The organism is Labrenzia sp. ATLA3 (assembly GCF_057180185.1).
Window position 1 is genome coordinate 467,866 of sequence record NZ_JBXUKV010000005.1, and the last position, 19,658, is coordinate 487,523.

Sequence of the window (19,658 nt, forward strand, 5' to 3'; positions counted from 1 at the left end):
GGCATTCAATACTATATAGCTCCACTTATTTAGCTTCGAATTGCTCATTGAAACAGCAACCCTGTTTCGACTTCTTAATTTCATCAGATGCTAAACATAAAGAGCTCTCCCCGGCATGGCTGATTTAAAAAATCTCAACTTAGCCTCTCTTATTGTAAATTACGACAAGTCGATAAATCAAATAAGCAATTGAAAACAATATGACCCCAAACAATTTCCATAAATATCTAGAGCCCGTTCCAAAGAAAAATATTCCCAAGAAAAATGCTATTGAAAAACTGTTATGATTACTACACAACTATTTTCTTCGTAAAAGTCTCTAAGTATTCTGCGCATTGTCGTTTCCTGCGAATTTACTCCAAGTCAAATCATGCGCTGATGATTTGTATGTCGGCACGGCATAGATCAGCCCGAACCGCTCTGGTTGACGAACAGCCTTCTCATTCTCTGTAAGCCCTTTGTCATCGCTGCTTCGAATATATGCATCAAGACCAATGCCTAGAAACCCTACAGCGTTGCCGACAATCTTTACTCCAAACGAGATTCCCTTGGCTTCCGCCTAGGCCCCACCTGCCTCACTGACAAAACTGCTTAAAGCTCCGCCGGTAGCCTCGTTTAAGTTTTCCAGAGTGAAAATTGACGGCCCAATGTCACGGCCATATGGAGAGCTAGTAAATTTGGTGCCGCCGTGAGAAAAAAACCGCCTAGAGGGTGCGGTTGAATTACTCCATTTGGATTTGCCATATTTCCACCAAAGAGATTGTTCGAGGATGTTCTAGAGCTTTAAAAAGGTGTTCTACTTATTGATGCTTTCTCAGAAATATTTAGATCCTATTCTTTTTCATCTTTAAAATGAAGATGATAAATAAATAAACAAAAGAAAAAAACACTGCAATCAGAACCTTTCCAGTATACCATGAGTCTGTTCCGGTAATTTTTCTATAAAAATAATATAATAAGCCAAGTGTAGCTGCAAATATAAGTATTTTATTTTCATCATAATATTCCGCCAAAACTTTTTTCATACTGTTTACTCACCGCAAAGCAAAATTAGCAGACACGCCATTCGCCAGCCGACTGCCTTTAAGCCTAATAATAGCAATCAAAGCTGATATAAGTTTTTGTCGCAAATATTTGTCTGCTGCAAATAGGGGCCCGTGTAATACCTAGATCAGACGGCGAAGTTCGCGAATTGCTTAAAAGGACAGACTTCGCCTACGAACTGCCCCTTGCGGATCATGCTGGCAACCTCGATGCCAGCCAGCGTCGAGGCGGCGGCCTCGAACGACTTGAAGCCGAGCATGGGTCGGGTCCGGCGTTTAATAAAACGGTGATCCTGCTCAACGATGTTATTTAGGTATTTGATCCGCACAATCTCGATCGGGACCGGGCAGCAGAACCGCGTCAACATCCGATTGATTTCGTTGATGCCGGCAGTGTTGGCACCGCTCTTATCAATCACGATCTTGCGCGGCATGCCGTTTGTTTCAACGGCGCGAGCGAAGAATTTTGTGGCTGCCGCCTTGTTCCGACGTCTGAAGTCCAGCGTCTTTCCGAACTTGTCGATAGCCCGATACAGATAGCGCCATTGGCCCTTGACGCACACATAGGTCTCATCGATGCGAACCGAGCCACTGTGCGGTTTGCGGAACCGGCGTAGCCGCTTTTCGATCAGCGACGCATATGCCAAAACCCAACGGTTGACGGTGCTGTGGTCGACTTCTAAGCCGCGTTCCAGGAACATTTCCTCCAGGTCCCGATAGCTCAGCGGATACCGCAAGTACCAGGACACTGGCTGGATGATCAGCCAGGCCTCGAACTGTTGATTGCCACTGAGAACTGACCCGGCTTGACCTGATATTTCCATTGAGAATTGACCCATGTTTGAAGCTTTCCCCGCGTGTTTTCAGCGGGGGCTATGGAGTGATCGACATGGCGTTATTGAGCGTGATCCGGCGCTGGCATTTTCGAGAGCATTTATCTATCCGGGAGATTTGCCGCAGGACTGGCCTGTCCCGGAATACCATCCGCAAATACCTGCGATCCGGTGGCGTGGAGCCGAAGTTCCAAGTACCAGAGCGGCCGAGCAAGCTTGACCCGTTTGCGGACCGGTTATCGGCCTGGCTGAAGACGGAAGCCAAAAAGAGCCGCAAGCAGAAGCGGACGATGAAGCAGCTGCATGCGGATCTGGTCAGCCTTGGCTATGAGGGGTCCTACAATCGCGTGGCAGCCTTCGCCCGGGAATGGCGTGAGGATCGGCAACGGGAATTGCAGACGAGTGGCCGCGGCACGTTTGTGCCCCTGGCGTTCGAACCGGGCGAAGCCTTCCAGTTCGATTGGTCGGAGGATTGGGCGATCATCGGCAACGAGCGCACCAAGCTGCAAGTTGCCCACACGAAGCTGAGCTACAGCCGCGCATTCGTCGTCCGGGCCTACCTCCTACAGACGCACGAGATGCTGTTCGACGCCCACAATCATGCCTTCCGCGTCTTCGGCGGCGTGCCGGGGCGCGGCATCTACGACAACATGAAGACGGCGATCAATAAGGTCGGACGTGGCAAGGAGCGTGACGTCAATGTCCGTTTCCAATCTATGGCTAGCCACTACCTGTTCGAGCCGGAGTTCTGCAATCCGGCTTCCGGCTGGGAGAAGGGGCAGGTCGAGAAGAACGTTCAGGACGCCCGGCATCGGCTTTGGCAGCCCACGCCCCGCTTTCCATCACTGGAAGCTTTGAACGAGTGGCTGGAGCAGCGCTGCAAGGAACTATGGGCACAGACCCCGCAGGGTCAGATGAGAGGCACTATCGCCGACATCCTGGCTGAGGAAGTCCTTGCCCTGATGCCCGTTTCCAGGCCGTTCGACGGCTTTGTCGAATACACAAAGCGAGTCTCGCCAACCTGCCTCGTGCATCTGGAGCGCAATCGCTACAGCGTCCCGGCATCCTTCGCCAATCGGCCAGTCAGCTTGCGCGTCTACCCGGATCGTATCGTTGTCGCAGCGGAAGGTCAGATCATCTGCGAACACCGCAGCGTCATCGATCGTTCCCATGATCGGCCTGGGCACACCATCTATGATTGGCGGCATTATCTGGCGGTCGTGCAACGCAAGCCCGGTGCTCTTCGCAACGGCGCATCGTTCACCGAGCTTCCCGACGCATTCCGGACCTTGCAGCAATAACTGCTCAAGAAGCCGGGTGGGGCTCGCGAGATGGCCGATATCCTGGCCCTTGTCCTCCAGCACGACGAGCAGGCTGTCCTGTCGGCTGTCGATATGGCGCTGAAGTCGGGTGTTCCAAACGAAACCCACATCCTGAACCTGCTGCATCGCCTGGTTGACGGCAAATCCCTCTCGCCTCCAACCGTGAATGCACCTCAGGCTCTGACGCTCGCCAATGAGCCCAGGGCCAATGTCGAGCGCTACGATGCCCTGAGAAAGCCGGAGGCTCGCCAGGCGTCATAATCCAGCAAGCGGTGCGATCGTCATCATGCTGAGGAGCCTCAAGATGCACGGCATGGCTCAGGCTATCGGTGAACTGACCGAACAGGGATCGCCGGCGTTCGAGGCAGCCATCCCGATCCTGTCACAGCTTCTTAAGGCGGAGACGGCGGAACGGGAGGTATGATCCACGGCCTATCAGCTCAAGATCGCGCGCTTTCCAGCCTACCGCGATCTGAATGGCTTAGACTTCGCCAGCAGCGAGATCAACGAGGCCCTCGTGCGCCAACTCCATCGCTGCGAATTCCTCGACGACGCCAACAATATCGTCCTGGTCGGTGCCCCTGGCACCGGCAAGACGCACATCGCCACCGCAATCGGCATCCAGGCTATCGAGCATCACCACAAGCGTGTCCGGTTCTTCTCGACCGTTGAACTGGTCAATGCACTGGAACAGGAGAAAGCCCACGGCAAGGCGGGGCAGATCGCCAACCGGCTCGTCCATTCCGATCTCGTGATTCTCGACGAACTGGGGTATCTGCCGTTCAGCGCGTCCGGGGGCGCTCTGCTCTTCCACTTGCTGAGCTAGCTCTATGAGCGAACCAGCGTCATCATTACGACCAACCTGAGCTTCAGCGAATGGGCCAGCGTCTTCGGCGATGCCAAGATGACAACCGCGCTGCTCGACCGGCTAACCCACCACTGCCACATCCTTGAAACCGGAAACGACAGCTTCCGCTTCAAGAACAGCTCCGCACATGAACCCAAAACGAAGAAGGAGAAAGCTAAGAACTTGACCGAACCCACAGACCCGAAACATACCTAAAAGGCGGGGCAATTCTCGGTGGAAACGCCGGGTCAGTTCTCAATGGAAATCAACAGCCTAACTCTCCTGTTAATTTAATGGTCTCCGTTGACGGGTCGTAGGAAAAATCGCCTTTGCCTCCCAGGAATTTTGCCTCAACAGCCGCAACCGAAAAACTCTTTGTTGGTACGCCGAGTGCCATTGTAATGGGCGCTGGCAGGCTGAAGCCGAAACCTCCCCCATCCCAGTCAATCAATTCCTTTGAAGCGCCAGAGATTTGTGAAGGAAAATTTGAAGATTTTACTGTTCGGGGAGCCATGTCTTTACCTCATTTTCTTCTAATATTTCTCAAATTTTTTAATGAGCCGCTGTAGATATGGCCTATTGTTTGGATCGCCTCTCTCTCGAAGGCCTAGTAGAATTAGAAAGAAGGAGAAATAGAACTCAAAAAAAAGAGCCGAAACTAAATAAAAAAGAGGGATAATTGGTAGGGACAGCGCTGCAATGGAAAAAAATATGTTTGCCTCTTCTTTCAATAAAGGATTGACGTAGTTTAGGGACGTATAACCCGCTCCAATAAACGTTACTCCTATTAGGGAATACGCTGCTACGAAAAAAAGAATTGGGTGGTCGCGGCAGAAATATAGAATTCTTTTCACGATGTGCATGTAAACTTCCAATGCATTTTTGGATTGTGTCTAGCCTGTTTTAGAAATCTCATTGAGAATGTCCGGGTAGGCGAAATTAGCTTGAAAAGCTACGGTTTTGGCGTCGCCTTATTGAGGATCGTCTAAGCTTGTCTTCAGAAAACCCAATATCCTGAAGCATCGTGCGAACAAGGTACACGCGCGCCTGTTGGATTGCTGCCCGGCAATCTGTCTCCGATCCAACTGCACTTCGGTGACTTGGCTTATCTGAAGCCGCGGCTTTTCCGTCTGCGGGGGCTTCCAACTCTACAGGGTCCTGCCCAGTAGACCTGTCCATCACCTCATCGGAGAAATCGCTGTTGCCCCTCACAATACCGCCCCCATTCTGCGCCGTACCGCTCATTTCGTGACGGTGTCTCAACCGATGCATTCGCCCCGGCAATCTGTATGGCGCGTCTCTAATTGTCATGTCGACAAAACTCAAAGCGGAGCGGCTTAACCAGGCTGGAGATGCGCGTCATAGCCTGCAGCCTGGACACGTACCGGCAAGGTTTGGTGAAACCGTAGCATCTGGCGCCAGCATCCTTGTGGCGGCAGGTACTCTTGGCGATCTCAAAGTTATTCGAAGACCCACGGATAAGTCGTTCGTCACACGCGCGGAGTTTATATGTACCGCCGAAACTTGTTCCGGACTCATCGTCAGATATGGCTATTTAACGAGGGGGACACCCGACCTAAGCCGATCTCAACAAATGTCACCAATCGCCCCACTATTTGTCCAAGCACCATTCAGACTTCCGGGAAGCTCCACCGCAACCGCGCCGGACGTCCTCTTTTCGGCATCCCTCAGAGGGAAAGATCAGCGCTCCAACTGGGGTACTATCCCTTCTCCGGCATAAGCCCAACGAAATGGTAGTTTCACCTGACTTATAGACACTAGACATTTGAGAGATCTCCGGCCGCTTATTTTACAAATATTATTGATTTCAGATGATGAATTTGCTACTTACTTCCGTTAATCAGATTCGAGACGAAAAAAGTAAGCGCCATCGATGTAAAAATTAGTATCATAGATAAATTTAGCCACCATGATATTGTGAATAGTTCATAAGAAACCTCGACGATATTGCCCCTGCCCTGAACGAAGTACTTTCCACTAGCGATGTAACCATTAATGGCAGTTCCTCCGACAAATAGTGCAAATACAAAATTCAAAACAAAAATAGGGAGCGCAAAAAACGCAAGCAACATACCGATAGCATTCAGAATATTTTTCAACTTTTTTCTCAAAAACCACCTTTTTCTTAGAGTATGTTTCGTTATTATTCTGGTTAGGGAGCGATCTTAAAGACTGCTCGAGGAATAATTCCCCCCAACCGTTACCATCCCACAGCGCCGGAAGAACCGATCCGCATCCTCTGCATTCTCGCCATTAGTGACATGCACCATTAGATGGGCACAGCCTCTCTCCTTCGCCCAGTGGCGCACCGCCTGGACAAGACGCAGAGCGACCTTGCCGCCGAACAGCGTGCCGGCAATTCTTGGGGAGATGTTCAGTGTCTGCACCGTCGCGATCAGCGTGCCTTACCCCAGAAAATGTTCACCCGCCTGCACTGAGGTAAAACCCAGAAGCTCGTCCTCGGCAAAAGGCTTTCGATCTCGCGAAAGCCGCCATGAGCCGCCAGGAACTGATGACCCGGCGTGGTGACGAGTTCTCTAGTCTTGCCTTCTTCTTCCCAGGTCAGGCGCAACCATTCTTCGATGATGTTCGTGAACGTACGCACTATCTTTTTTGGAATAAGAGCGCCTCGGCCGCTGTCAGCAGAAGGATCAAAAGAAAGCAAACCATCGCCGACGCTGAGTTCTGCAATTTCGATGGTGTCGGTAGCACTAACTAGAATCGGAGTTTCAGCCGGGGAGATTGTGTAGGTATTCCCAAACCTGTCCGTAACGAGCAACGCTCCATTGCCGATAACGCGAAGAGAATGACCGTCGCTGCTATTCAATACTTCCCCAGAGAAAGGTTCAAATCTTGGCGGTCCTGCGTAAGGGGAGGAGGCTGCCGAGATTTCGAAAAACTCTCTTAACGATAAGGCACCATCCAGAAAACTAGCGAGGTTGGCAGATTGCGTATCAAAGGTCTGGACGTCAGGCTCTCCTGCAAACAGGGCTCTTGCGCCTCTATCGTTTGCAAATACTTGGACTGCTCCACCGGATCCGTCATAAAACATTTTTGATAAAGCACTGAAGATTGAAAGCTCGCCCTGATGGGGGCCGGGCGGAAAAGCTGGCGTTGAATATACTTTTAGATTTCCGAGAAATTTCTGCTTGTCTATCCAGCTTGCAATCATGGTATCTTGCGCATGCAGAGTTGGACTACCGGCAACTTCTCTTTTTACAGTACTTGTAATGGCAAGAAGTCGTCTTGGTCCGGCAATTGCAGCCAATGCGCCAGGACGACCGTGAGTTTCTGCGTAGTGGAGAGGCTGAATGTAATCAGAGTCGAGCGCAACAACACGTCTATCCATGTTAATTACTCTTTAAATCATTGATGAATTCAATAGTAATGTTATTGTCCTTTGTGAAATTCAAAATATTTTTTTCATCAAAAAGCACATTCCAGCGCAGCATCTCAAAAGTATATGGTGCAAAAAAATCAAATGACGGCCATTTTTCCTTTGAGATGTGTTTCTGGATTATTTTATCTTCAATCTCATTAGGCTCGGGCTTTTCATGGCCGGAAAAAGCCGCCCGCAGATTTTTCATGAGCTGGTCAGACATTGCGTTTCTATCTTCTTCGTTTGCACGAATGGACGCGACGAGTTGATGAATGTCCTTTCCGGTGAGGGCGAACACCTCCCCGTCCACAGTTTCTGGGCCAAATACAACAGTATCGTCTTCCTGCGGTAGTATCGGTGCCTGAATTTGTTTACTTGCCATTAGCCCACCAAAACTGAGTGCCTAAACGTTTGTGATTGCCGAGAGATAATTCCCCCCCAACCGTTACCATCCCACAGCGCCGGAAGAACCGATCCGCATCCTCTGCATTCTCGCCATTAGTGACATGCACCATCAGATGGGCACAGCCTCTCTCCTTCGCCCAGTGGCGCACTGCCTGAACGAGGCGCAGCGCGACCTTGCCGCCTAGCAACGTGCCGGCAATTCTTGGGGAGATGTTCAAGGTCTGCACCGTCGCGATCAGCGTGCCTTGCCCCAGAAAATATTCACCCGCCTGCAATGAGGTAAAACCCAGAAGCTCGTCCTCGGCAAGAGGCTTTCGATCTCGCGAAAGCCGCCATGAGCCGCCAGGAACTGATGACCCGGCGTGGTGACGAGTTCCTTAGCCTCGCCATTCTCCGACCAGCTCAGGCGCAGCCACTCTCCGGTGATGTTGGTGAAGGTCCGGACAACCTTTTTGGGGGCGAGAGCAGCGCGACCAGGTTTTGAGAATGGGTCGAAGGATAAAATAGTAGATCCAGGAACAATTTTCGCGACTGTCTGTATCGCGTTCCCAGCAGCCAAAATGGGAGTATTTGCTTCAAAGCAGCGAGTTCCACAATCTACAACACCGAGCTCTATGCCGTGCAAAATCCGCGACCAAGACAACCCGTCAATCGGGACATCTTCGTAGGCATCTGGGAAAGCATTTTCGAATGGCTTTACTTCAAAAGTTTACTGCGCTTCGATCCCGATCCCCCAGTGCCAACCGAGGGGTAAATTGCTGATTCAGTGGGAACGAGTTTTAGGAAGTTTTCGGCAAATTCGGCAAAGCTATTTGATTTTGCAGCCGCTTCAGCAATTACCCCAAGGATGTCAGAGACGTGGCCCGAAGGCACAGACGGTCCAATTCCTCCAAATAGCCCAACTTCGATCGCTCGCGATTGACCCGAAAAACTGGCGAAATTTGAATTTGAAAAGAAGACTTCTGCACTTATTTCAACTGGAGACCCGATAGGTGGCGAGACATCAGCAAAAATTCCACCGGCGGCAAAACTGGTGTAGTTTTGGGACGGATCCAAAAATCCACCTCTTGTAAATTCGACGCCAGCTCCAAATGGCCCAGGAATTGGAGGCCCAACTTCAACTGCTATCGCAGCAGCAACAGATATTCCAGAAGGCACTGTCTGTTGTAACTTTTGCAATACAATGAGTAACGACCCCTGCTGGCTAGAGAATCCAAAGTTGCCACTTCTTACCTGATCAAACCCTGAGATTTTGCCATCCTATAGTGTCAAAAACAAAAATGCTTCCAAATTGGCTCAGAAATAAAATCTCCAAACAAAAGCAACGAAAACAAAGTCAGAAACAGAATATATTTTACAACTATCAAAATTTTAGAATTATTTTTGTTTATTTTATATTGAATAATATAGATAATAGCGATGGAGGTTGCGCCTAAAAGCATTACAAAGGCGCCGCTTGCGGCACGGTAATCTGAAAAAATAACACAAATATTCTTTATCAAATATCCCTATCCTTAAATTACTTTTTGTTTTCAATTTAAATAATTTCACATTATTTTTTCTCCGCGTAAGAATCGAATGATAAATACCGCCGCAAAGAAAAATGCCATAATAATTATGAATATCTTTGCTTTGTCTAAATATTTTGACTCTAAACCAAATATTTTAAATATAAAAAAAACTATACAACTCACTAGGAAAGTGTAAAATTCTTTTTTTCCAATTGTAATATGTTTCATTTTAGTTTTCTTTACTGTTTAGTATATAATTCCCGCCAGATACATATACTTCCTTCGGAAATTTTGTTTCTGAAATTAGATCGCCAATTACACTTACCATACTACCGAAACTGCCGCCGGTAGCTGCGTTCAGGTTATCCAAGCTAAAAAACTGATGGTCCATAACTTTTGTCAAAACCGTTGTCATACCAAGTAGTATTGAATTTTGTACCTCCGTGAGAAAAGTACCCATCAGACGGATGAGGTTGAATTCCACCAATTGTTTTCTGCAGCACTCGATCATTCATGTAAGCTTCCACCATTCCAATAATTCAGAAACCGACATCGTCACTTACGACTTGACTTGGAAAGATATGAAAAAAAGCAATATATAGTTGCAAGAATGATAAAAAAAACATTTTATACATGTAGGGGGATTTCCCTAACCAAGAATACAATAAAATGAAAAGAATCCACAAAGCAGAAACTATGGTTATTTGAAAAGTAAGAGAGTCTTTTGCTTTCATGGTATCCTCTCGATCATACGAATACTATTCGGTTGCAGAGTTCGTTGCGAAATAGTTCAAAATATTGCAGTATAATTCCGGATAGAATTATGCGCCGTCGAGATTTTTGCGAAATCCGTATCGGACGCGTTCAGGACGCCGTCACCATTCGTATCGAACACCGAGGCCAGGGCTTCCAGATCGCTGGTCGATGTCGGGTCCCATTCGGTGAAGACAAACTGGCGCTTTTCGGTGATCTCGTTACGCCCATCCGGGTCGAAATAAAGCACCCCGTCGCCTTCGCCGGCCCAGGCCGTGCGATGCAGAAAGCCGTCGCCGCCGGTGTCGAGGAAGACCGTGGAGCGGTCCAGGGCCGTGACCTCCAAGCCGTCGCCGTCGAGGTCGAGGATGACCGGCTTGATGTTGTGCACGCGGAAGCCTGCCGCGACATAGGTGTGCAGGCTTTCCACGGTGAAGTTATAGACCGTGTGAACGCCATCGACGTCCCGGATGCTTTCAATCGTGTGCAGCGATCCGTCGGCCCGGACGATCCGGTCGCCGACCGAGAGTTTGCCAATCGGCTGATAGCTGCCGTCGGGCAGAAGGAACGGGTGTTCAGGCGTCGTCAGAACGCCGTCGACATCAAGAACCTTGCGTTTGCCGTGGATGAAAAGGTCAGTGACTTCCCGCGGTTCCAGCGCGCCGAGCCCGTCAAAGCCCATGACTTGGTCTTCGAGTTGGACCTGCTCAATCGGCTTTTCACCGCCGTCGGCCATGAGGACCGTCGTACCGGCAACAAAACAGCCGCCCATATTGTCACTGAAGCTTTCCCCGGGACCGCTGCCGCTGTATCCGTGGCCACCGCCGCCGTTGTAGTTGCTGTCGTAGCTGCCCTGATAGTTGCCGCCACTGTTGCTCTGCGAACCGTTTGGGTTGTCACGACCACCACTTAGGTTGTCGTTGCCGCGGTTGCCGCCGTCGCTGCCACCAGAATTGCTATTTGAGTTTTGCGCAGTGCTGGTGTTTCTGTTGCCGCCAGATGAAGCCGTCGGATTTGAGGGCGACAGATCAATGACTTTTTCAGGTCCATCGATCTGAAGGCCTGATTGCGCCCCTGCTATTATTTGCTTTTTGGTGAAATTGTTGCTGAGTGCGTTTTCGATGAACTTTTGTCGGACACCGTGGCCTATTTGTTTGCCGATCTGGGTTCCCTGGTAGGTGGTTTGCACATGCGCATCAAGTCCACGCATGTGATCCAGCGTGTCGGCAATGTTATCTACATCGTTTTTGAAAAATTCCTTCTTAACCTTGCCGTCTTTGTCAATAGTGATCCTGGTGGTAACAAGAGTGTTTGCTGCAACTCCCTTGGCGTGCTTCTCGATAACCCTTGTGCCGTTCTCGTCAACGAACTCCAAATAAACGTCGCGCGTTGGAGATGTTCTTTCTGCCAGCGTATGTGGGTGCTCGAAAAATTTTCCGCCAAGACCCTTGAGCGCATTGTCACCAAATGGATTAGATTTTGTTACCGCAATCGGTGAGGCTTCAATATTGCTCGGAACATACGCTGTGCTTGGATTAATCCCCTGAAACCCAATTCTGTTATGAGGGAAGGAAGGTGGCGGAGCTTCTGGCAAGTTAGGAATCGGAAGCGCATCAATGGCATACGACACCCCAACGCCGACTACGGCTGCGGTAAATGCTGGCAAAGCTACAGCACTTGCCGCAGCCGCAGTCCCTGCTATAGCGACCCCTGCGGCCGCCCCAGCGGCCACACTTCCTACAATTGCAATCCCGTCCTTTAGTGTGAAGCCATCTTCATCGTCCCATCGAAAATATGCTTCAACAGGCAGTGCCAGCTTACCAGCAATTCTGCCGGCAATTTTCGTTCCGGATAAGTCATCTAAAAGTCCACCAGCTATCCCTATCGCGTTTCCATAGTCACTTTTCCAATATTCGTGAAATCCGCTAACGGCATCCACGACTACTTCTGGAGAAAAAAGAGAGGGTCTGTCATTTAGATACGGATTTCGGACATGAATTCCTCTATCAGTCCAAACGATTTGACCCCCGCCAAACGCATCATCCACCCGACGAAATGTCGTTCCTGAAGCCCAATAATTCTCAAGCATATCATCCCCTGCAGATGGTAAATCAAAGATATTTCGTAAGCAGATTTAAGTTTTTTCTCTAAAATTGTATCAAAACTCATTTTGGTCAAAATTGTTGTGCGTATTTTCACGCGATCATTCGTCTTCTTTTCTTGGTCCCAATAAAAAAACTACTGAATATACTATTGTCATGAATATAAGAGCCATTAAAGCCTTGCTCTCAAGCTTCGATTCTACACCGAATATCTTCGAAAAAATAAATAGTGCCCACATTGCAATAAAAATTATGTAATTCCATTTTTTGAGTCTTATTTTTCTCATGAGAAAAATCCAAATATTTCGAATGTTTTATTTTCTGCATTATTTAATGCGCAACGTTGAAGAAATACGCCTTTTCTCAAGCGGCAGTGATTTACAAAATAGGTATCCGCCTCACGCGCGAGATGGATGCCGTTACGGCAATCACTCTCGGTGTCTTCCGCTAGCCGGAGTTTCACGCTGGTTCGTTTCGGTCGCACCGAAAGGGAAGTCTTTCCGAATGCCACAGATTTCGCCTGAACAGGAACCTGGCTGGCCTGGGCCTGCACGATAGGCCTACCCTGCACTTCATCGGAGAGATCGCTTTTGCCCTTCACACTATCGCCCCCATTCTGCGCCGTCCCGCTCATTTCGTGACGGTGTCTCAACCGGTGCATTCGCCCCGGCAATCTGTGTGACGCGTCTCTAATTGTCATGTCGACAAAACTCAAAGCGGAGCGGCTTAACCAGGCTGGAGATGCGCGTCATAGCCGGCAGCCTGGACACGTACCGGCAAGGTATGGTGACACCGTAGTACCTGGCGCCAGCATCCTTGTGGCGGCAGGTACTCTTGGCGATCTGAAAGTTATTCGAAGACCCACGGATAAGTCGTTCGTCACACGCGCGGAGTTTATATGTCTCGCCGAAACGTGTTCCAGACTCATCGTCAGTTGTGGCTATTTAACGCGGGGCACGCCCGACCTAAGCCGATCTCAACAAATGTCACAAATCGCCCCACTATTTGTCCAAGCACCATTCCGCCTTTCGGGAAGCTCCACCGCAACCGCGCCGGACGTCCTCTTTTCGGCTTCCCTCAGAGGGAAAGATCAGCGCTCCAACTGGGGTATTATCCCTTCTCCGGCACAAGCCCGGGCACCAATCACCAATTGCATTAAGGGACTTTTAAGATTTGACGAAACGGAAAGTCAACCGCAGAATTCGCCCAGAAAATGCGCTGCCCTGCGGCGACTTTGCTTAGAAAATTTGCCCTCAGAGTCCCTGAGCGCGATATGGCCGATCGAAATCGAACGAGCGGCATCGAAATAAGGCAGAAAATTGTCATAAAGGAAAATCCGTAACAAAATTAAGGTATTATGTCGTATGTAGACGTTTCCAATAGAGACTCGCCCTCAAAAACCGAGAAAAGATTTCTGAGACAAATTTGTTCAGTGGATCCCGGGGTGATGCATTCTCTTTCAAGGGGGCGTTGGAGGCGATTTATCCTACACCTGTCCGAAGCAGGAGGTTTTCCACCCCATCAGTTCTACAACCCCCTCCTTCCGTTACACATCATCCGTTTGAATCTTTCCTCACGTTTTGATTCCAATCATTCATTGGACCGCAGATTGGAAGTCCTCGAGACTTGGGGGATGGAATCTGGTGACCCCCCTCTTCTGCTCAAACGCGTGGACCCCGCCCGGAACATGAACCGGTTCTACCACCTGTCCGTCGAGCCGACATTGTTCGGCGGATTTGCCGTGCGCCGGACATGGGGACGTGTGGGCACCTGGGGACGGACACGGCTGGATCTCTTTGCCGATGTCTCATCGGCTGCGGCCCATCAGCAGGGCCTGGCGAAGCAAAAACAAAGGCGCGGGTATCGACCGGACTAAGACCTTGGTTCGGTGTTTGGCCTCTGTCGCGTGATCGCCCACTCCATCCTCACAGAATACCCCAGGCCCTGTATCTGTCGCGGCCTGTGAGCTCGCGTGGCAATGCCGGGCCGAGCTGGCGGATCATACGGTCGACGGCGGCAGCGGTGACACCGAGGGTCTGGCGCGCCATCGGAATGGTTACCAACGGCCGGGACAGGAACATCTGCGCAAACTCCGGCAGCCGGGAGTGGCTTCGGCACGCCTGGCAATGGCGCGCCAGTTGCTCCTGGGCGATCGACAGCCGGTCCAGTTGATCCATGGTTTCCTGGGCGGCTTTTTCAAAGCCGGCGAGGAAGCCGGAGATGCGTGTCTGGAACGGATCCTTGCGGCGCCAGCGGAAGGGGGATTTCCGCAAGCCGGCGGACAGGTTCGGCAGATGCGACGTTGTCACCTGTGTTTTCAGGAAGGCGGCCGACAGCAGGCGGCCAAGTTCGGGCCAGCTGTCCAGCGGCTGCAGTACCTGCCATGCGTCCAATAAGATGGCGGCCGTCAGAACGGGTGGCAATTTCAGTACTTCCGTCTCAGTCAGGACAGTCAGCCAATCATCAAGACGATCGCGCCGATCAGATGCGGCCGGACTGTCTTCAGGACGCGGGCTTGCGGTTCGAGAGTTCGGGGCCCGGTGCGGCGGGACTGTCCCTTCAGCCAGATGTCTGGAGCGCTCCAGGACAGCGTCGATCTCTGCGAGCAGACTTTCTTCGGTTTCTGCATTTTCCTGCCGGCTCACGGTTGGGGGCGCAGCCCCCCTCCCCTCCCCCGCAGGTCTGTCCGCCGTCTTTCCAATCCCGGTTTCCTCCGTCTGCCGGCCGATGAGCGTCAGAATGCCGGTCCGGCTCAGGAGTGGTTCCGGGGCTTGCCGGTCAATCCGGCGTCGCAGCGCCAGAAGCCTGGCAGCCCGGGTCAGTTCATGGGTCGGTGCGCGCTTGTCGGTGCCTGCGTCATGCAGAACCAGATCCTCAAGATGCACAAGGTCTCCGTCGAGTGCCATGGAGGCGCATGTGTCGAACAGGTGCGAGCGGCTGCGCACGCCGTCGTTCAGATCGGGGGAGCGCCGCAGCCGTTCGTCCGCGCGCGTCAGCAAACGGCTGGCGCGATCGAGCGGGTCGGCCACCTTGGGCCAATCCAGTGATTTCAGGGACTTGCGGAGATCGTAAGCGGTTGACATCGGTTGATAATATTTCATTAACGATAAACAACAAGCAAAAAGATATCATTACAGGGATGTATGGCAAGATAATAAACACAGCAGCGATAAGTAATGCTTATCGATGGTTATTAGTCTCGACTTGCTCTTTGTAAATATCGGGTGTCTCTCCAGGCCCGAGGGGCCTGCGACCCGATGCCAGAAGCCCCCTCACCGCGCTATTTGGGGGCAGAGTGATCTATCAGCTCAAGCTTAACACCAGGAAAATTGGCACCTCGTTTCCCAGGCCCACGTCCAACCAGCCGTCGCCGGTCTTGAGCAGTTTGCTCGCTTCAAACCAACGAGGGCATCGACGCCCTGAACCAAGTTGCTAGCGAAGGCTTGGCTGAGAAGTTCCGCAGGGTGTTTACCTCCGACTTTCGTATCTGGGAGGTTGGTGCTTGGAAATTACTAACAGCGCCCTGCCCCGCCTTGATCGGTGCCTGCTCCCTTTATCGTCGCGTCTATTGCGCATCACCTGCGGGACTTCGTCCAAAAAAGGGCGCATCCGTCTCAAGACATTCTCGAGTTCATTGCATGCGTTTTGGAATAATTCAGGCGTCTTGGAGGGCCCAGAAATGGGAAGTCGTAGAAGCCGCTTTCGCCTTCAACCGTGCGGCGATGGCTCGGCCCCTAGGTTACCCTGCATCGCAGGCTCCGGGTCGTGGAAGCGTTTTCTGCACGGGAAATATGGTCGGCCATGCGTCTGACCGTTCGCGCTACCAGCCGGCCATAAGCTAAGAAGAGCCGCGAGATGTTTGCAGCGGATTGTCTGGATCCGTTGCTCGCACCTAATGCCGGATCGGACTATGCCGGAACAGGGATGATGGACTTTGGGTGCAGGAATTTGCCGTTCGGCGGCTTTAGCCTCTGATGTCTTTCGGTGTTTTGAACTGTCAGGCATGCTGGCTGTTCAAATCACTGGGGAATGTGTGTTGTCACTGGGCCCGGGTGATCAGGAAAACCGACCCGGGGCAGATGTTAGTTTGCAGCCAGGGTGCACCAAGGGCGAAGAGACGGCCGGCGTCAAATCGGGACTTCTAATCAGTCGCGGCACCGAGGCTCTCAAGGGCCAATGAGGAGCGTCCTGATGAGCAATAGCACCGTGCTCCGCACTATTGACCAAGGGGGAACTTCAAAAGTGCGCCCTCGCCTCCCAATCGATCATAGCAATCGTCAAGATGTGGCGTGGGCTACGAAGTCTTGAATCGAAAGAATTCGCCGCCCGGTGTCTGCGCTTTGGCCTTTTCATCAAGGCCGCCAACCCTGATGCCGCTTTTCGTGACGCAGTGTAGCGTCCCAGCCATTGCCCCCTCGCCCACACGCCAAGCAACTATTACGAAGCTGGCCGTCGCAAAAATTGCTTTGCCAGATTGCGTGGGCGAGGTCAGCTATCACGTCTTGGACCTTATGAGCAAATGGCGGTGCAATGACCCATGCCTGGCTCGCATCCTGTTTTGCTTTGCGCACCTCCTTACCGTCGAGGGGTATTTTATCACGGTGACGATACTGGCGAGGTTTGATCCTTGAGGCTGCATTGAGTTTATGTGTGTAGGTTCATGCAGCTGCCATGCGGGCGGTGATTACATCAGTCTCCTGCGTTTAGTGCTCGGTTTGGCGGTGCTCCTGTGGTCGTTCCGGCGGCGAGAAGATGGTGCGCGCAAAGCGAGTAATCGAACGTAGGCATGGTGCAATAGTTTCCAATCAGCGACGTCGTAAATCGCGGTTGGCGGCTCAAGGGCTCCCTGTAGATTGGAAGTCCAATCAGTGCGGTTGTCTGTATTCTTTTTCCACCCCTGTTCTTCGTTCGCGAGGGTTGACGGTCTGGTTTCATGAATGGTCGCCGACTAACTGGAAGCTATTCTGAAGGGAGCGTCGACTTTCTCTCAGATGCCCCCCGGGGTTCGTTACGCCCCACCCTCCTTCGTTAGAGCGGCGATGTCATCGCCTTTATTTTTATAGGCGTCTTTTTGCCTTCTTGGGGACTTCCTACTCATCAGAGCTGGTGCCGTGTGGCCCAACAGGTCTGCTCAGATTACTGCAAAACTTCGCCCAGCCAGTGCCGAATTCCCCTTCCTGTCGTCGCGTGAGAAACGGTCTTGGGTCGTTGGTTTAGGCTAAAAATGCCAGAGCTGAGTGAAATTATTCTGCCTAGGCCAACAAGGCCGCCTAACGAGTTTCGTAAGGCAGAACCTCTCTGTTTCGTTCTTGTTTAGCGGTTTTGGTATTTGCTAGAATTGGTCTTCTTCTAACGATCAAACGGCGGTGTGGAGCAAATATAGCAATTGCTATATCGCGCAGACGAGCAAGCCAAACATGTTGCCTATTCCGACCTCTATTGAGCTTCGTTCGCCGTTTATAGCAATTGCTATATTCAATTCTCCAAGGGCCAGATCTGAGAAAGACGGGTATTGCCGGTCGCGAGCTGTCTAGTAGACATGGGGCTGGGCAAGGCATTTGACGTGAGCCAACGTTCCCAAGAGGTTCCTAGGAGGGGGCAGCCGAGTAGCCCAATTCGTCTCGTTTTTCGAAATGCGGGGCTGCAGTTCTGAGTGTGAATGCCTGGGTATGTTAGTCTAGATCATCACTGAGTGACGCGTGCGGTTCAGGCGAAGGCGTCAGGGGTGTCGCCGGTCGCTTTGAGGCTTTTCTGACTTAAGAAGCATCGGGCAAGGCGCAGAGAGAAGCGTGTAGGGAATTCAGTTCTTTGGAGGGGCGGCGGTCTGAAGAGGCTTTGGTGCACCCCACCTTCTGTTTGCCTCCAAGGGCGTTCGTGTTGTCCCTAATGCGCTGCAGTGTTCGCGTGGAAGAGAGGTGGACGGTGAAGCAGAGGTGGAAAGGGTTTAGTCAGCGATCCCGATAGAACGGAACAATGGTTTGGCCCGAAGCCACAAGCAAATATCCGGTTTGATGCTATTGGCATTACTTCCTTTCCGGCGCCGGGCTTGCCTGTCACCAGGGCCCAGCGGAAGCTCCGCCTTTCGCCTTTTGCTAGGCAAAGAATGGTGTGGTGATAGTCCGGAATATTCTCAGCGCGGAAGGCGAGGGGCCCCGGCGTGGCGTGAGAAAGTGGGCCTGAAATCTGCGCACCCCTCCTGCATATGCCTCGAGGTGCAACCCAGTTACAGGCCACTTGAACCCTTTGAGGCTAACTGCCGGCGGGCGGGGCTAGGCTCTCTGTGATGGTCATTGTAGCGGGCCACGCGATCCTGGTTTTGTGGCTGCTGTCGCGTAACACCTTCAGAACTTCTCCTGCAATTGTTTGGCCCAGCTCCTTCAGGTCGGTGTCGTAGGCCGTTAGGGGCGGGTGCAGGAAGGGGAGAGGCTTGCTCCGTCGAAGAGCTGCAACCGAAAGGTCTTTGCCAGGCGATAGTCCTGCTTCCTGCAAAGCGGAGTAAACGCCAAAAGCCATAAGGTCGTAGTTGAGCAGCAGTGCGGTCGCGCGGTTTGGCATGTCAAGGAGTTGTCGTGTCACCTGATGGCCACCGGACTCGCTGACTTCGCATTCGAAAATGAGATCAGGGTCGAATTCCAATCCCATTTCGGCAATGGCTTTTTCATAAGTTTGACGCAGCAGGCTGGCGATGTGGGATAGGGCAGGGGGCACCGTTATCGCGATACGTTGGTGTCCGAGTGCCACCAGCTTGCGGATTGCCTGGCCAACGTAGCCTTCGAGATCAAGATCGATCCATGGATGTTGATCCGCCAAACCAGTCCGGCCGAGTGTCAGGAACGGAAGTCGCGACTTGAGTAGAAACTCGATCCGCGGATCGTTTTTCATGGTGGTCGTGACGACAATGGCGTCCGTAGTGCCACGTGCGATCAGATGTTGCAGAAACGCGGTCGGGTCGGTTGCGGAGTGGCAGGGCAAGATGATGAGATCGTAGCCTTCCCTTTCGAGCTCTGCCAGCATGGCATCGATCACCGGCATGAAGAAATTGTCGCTGGTCCACAGTTCCGTCTGACCAGTTTCGAGCATGAAACCGATGGTCTGCGTCGTTCCACGACGGAGGGAGCGCCCTGAGGCGTTTGCGCTGTATCCCAGTTCAAAAGCGGCGTTGAGCACCCGCTCTCGGGTCTTGGCATTCACGTCCGGCTTGTCGTTCAGCGCTCGCGAAACGGTTCCAATCGAAATCCCAAGATGTTGCGCGAGGTCTTTTATGTTCAATGAAAAGGACTCCTGGAGCAAATGCCGAGACCGTTTGCGAAAAGATCTTGGTGAAAAGTTACTCCGCGACATTGCACCGTAAACGTTTACGGAATGCAAGCGACAAAAGCAAGGAAGTGCCGGTCGTCAAGGACCTAAAGCCACCTAGAGATCTGAAAATGGGGAGGGGAGGG

Annotated in this window: 13 protein-coding genes and 2 pseudogenes; 3 read left to right on the forward strand and 12 right to left on the reverse strand. The window is 51.7% G+C overall.

Going from position 1 to position 19,658, the window contains the following annotated elements; all coding sequences use genetic code 11:
• Nucleotides 1-1,171: 1,171 nt before the first annotated feature.
• The gene (locus AC2A6O_RS16355) at nt 1,172-1,867 is read right to left on the reverse strand and encodes an IS6 family transposase (protein ID WP_498928760.1); all 696 of its coding nucleotides are present in this window, start codon (nt 1,865-1,867) and stop codon (nt 1,172-1,174) included.
• Between the two features lie 65 nt (nt 1,868-1,932).
• Between AC2A6O_RS16355 and istA the strand changes: the two are divergent.
• A pseudogene (gene istA / locus AC2A6O_RS16360) lies at nt 1,933-3,459 on the forward strand (IS21 family transposase).
• A gap of 25 nt (nt 3,460-3,484) precedes the next feature.
• Nucleotides 3,485-4,261, forward strand: a pseudogene (istB, locus tag AC2A6O_RS16365) (IS21-like element helper ATPase IstB).
• Between the two features lie 49 nt (nt 4,262-4,310).
• Here istB and AC2A6O_RS16370 read toward each other — a convergent pair.
• From AC2A6O_RS16370 to AC2A6O_RS16410, 9 genes are all read right to left on the reverse strand, one after another.
• Entirely contained in the window at nt 4,311-4,559 is a 249-nt protein-coding gene (locus tag AC2A6O_RS16370; RefSeq protein WP_498928608.1) for a hypothetical protein, read from the reverse strand.
• 1,672 nt (nt 4,560-6,231) lie between these two features.
• Entirely contained in the window at nt 6,232-6,453 is a 222-nt protein-coding gene (locus tag AC2A6O_RS16375) for a GNAT family N-acetyltransferase (protein ID WP_498928610.1), read from the reverse strand.
• A gap of 8 nt (nt 6,454-6,461) precedes the next feature.
• Complete coding sequence (locus tag AC2A6O_RS16380) at nt 6,462-7,415, reverse strand: Hint domain-containing protein (protein WP_498928612.1); 954 nt, start codon at nt 7,413-7,415, stop codon at nt 6,462-6,464.
• A gap of 1 nt (nt 7,416) precedes the next feature.
• Nucleotides 7,417-7,827, reverse strand: a complete 411-nt coding sequence (locus AC2A6O_RS16385) for a hypothetical protein (protein WP_498928614.1) — start codon at nt 7,825-7,827, stop codon at nt 7,417-7,419.
• On the reverse strand, nt 7,817-8,077 hold the full coding sequence (locus AC2A6O_RS16390; RefSeq protein ID WP_498928762.1) for a GNAT family N-acetyltransferase: 261 nt from the start codon (nt 8,075-8,077) through the stop codon (nt 7,817-7,819). Before AC2A6O_RS16390 ends, AC2A6O_RS16385 begins: the two co-directional genes overlap by 11 nt.
• An 8-nt stretch (nt 8,078-8,085) precedes the next feature.
• Nucleotides 8,086-8,475, reverse strand: coding sequence for a Hint domain-containing protein (locus tag AC2A6O_RS16395; protein ID WP_498928766.1), 390 nt, complete (start codon nt 8,473-8,475; stop codon nt 8,086-8,088).
• A gap of 71 nt (nt 8,476-8,546) precedes the next feature.
• Nucleotides 8,547-9,029, reverse strand: coding sequence for a hypothetical protein (locus AC2A6O_RS16400; protein WP_498928616.1), 483 nt, complete (start codon nt 9,027-9,029; stop codon nt 8,547-8,549).
• 1,122 nt (nt 9,030-10,151) lie between these two features.
• On the reverse strand, nt 10,152-12,203 hold the full coding sequence (locus tag AC2A6O_RS16405; protein WP_498928618.1) for a Hint domain-containing protein: 2,052 nt from the start codon (nt 12,201-12,203) through the stop codon (nt 10,152-10,154).
• A gap of 296 nt (nt 12,204-12,499) precedes the next feature.
• Nucleotides 12,500-12,850: a hypothetical protein gene (locus AC2A6O_RS16410; RefSeq protein ID WP_498928620.1), complete on the reverse strand. Its 351-nt coding sequence runs from the start codon at nt 12,848-12,850 to the stop codon at nt 12,500-12,502.
• Nucleotides 12,851-13,849: 999 nt separating this feature from the next.
• Between AC2A6O_RS16410 and AC2A6O_RS16415 the strand changes: the two genes are divergently transcribed.
• Entirely contained in the window at nt 13,850-14,092 is a 243-nt protein-coding gene (locus AC2A6O_RS16415; RefSeq protein WP_498928622.1) for a WGR domain-containing protein, read from the forward strand.
• Between the two features lie 49 nt (nt 14,093-14,141).
• On the opposite strand, the gene AC2A6O_RS16420 is transcribed toward AC2A6O_RS16415, so the two are convergent.
• Together AC2A6O_RS16420 and AC2A6O_RS16425 are read right to left on the reverse strand one after the other, a co-directional pair.
• Nucleotides 14,142-15,299: an RHE_PE00001 family protein gene (locus AC2A6O_RS16420; protein ID WP_498928623.1), complete on the reverse strand. Its 1,158-nt coding sequence runs from the start codon at nt 15,297-15,299 to the stop codon at nt 14,142-14,144.
• Between the two features lie 3,166 nt (nt 15,300-18,465).
• The gene (locus AC2A6O_RS16425; protein WP_498928625.1) at nt 18,466-19,485 is read right to left on the reverse strand and encodes a LacI family DNA-binding transcriptional regulator; all 1,020 of its coding nucleotides are present in this window, start codon (nt 19,483-19,485) and stop codon (nt 18,466-18,468) included.
• Nucleotides 19,486-19,658 lie beyond the last annotated feature (173 nt).

Bases quoted from the DNA above. Each gene is read 5' to 3' on its own strand.
- AC2A6O_RS16355 (WP_498928760.1), bottom strand. From the start codon at position 1,867: ATGGAAATATCAGGTCAAGCCGGGTCAGTTCTCAGTGGCAATCAACAG.
- AC2A6O_RS16385 (WP_498928614.1), bottom strand. From the start codon at position 7,827: ATGGCAAGTAAACAAATTCAGGCACCGATACTACCGCAGGAAGACGAT.
- AC2A6O_RS16415 (WP_498928622.1), top strand. From the start codon at position 13,850: ATGGAATCTGGTGACCCCCCTCTTCTGCTCAAACGCGTGGACCCCGCC.
- AC2A6O_RS16420 (WP_498928623.1), bottom strand. From the start codon at position 15,299: ATGTCAACCGCTTACGATCTCCGCAAGTCCCTGAAATCACTGGATTGG.
- AC2A6O_RS16410 (WP_498928620.1), bottom strand. From the start codon at position 12,850: ATGAGCGGGACGGCGCAGAATGGGGGCGATAGTGTGAAGGGCAAAAGC.
- AC2A6O_RS16370 (WP_498928608.1), bottom strand. From the start codon at position 4,559: ATGGCTCCCCGAACAGTAAAATCTTCAAATTTTCCTTCACAAATCTCT.
- AC2A6O_RS16405 (WP_498928618.1), bottom strand. From the start codon at position 12,203: ATGCTTGAGAATTATTGGGCTTCAGGAACGACATTTCGTCGGGTGGAT.
- AC2A6O_RS16380 (WP_498928612.1), bottom strand. From the start codon at position 7,415: ATGGATAGACGTGTTGTTGCGCTCGACTCTGATTACATTCAGCCTCTC.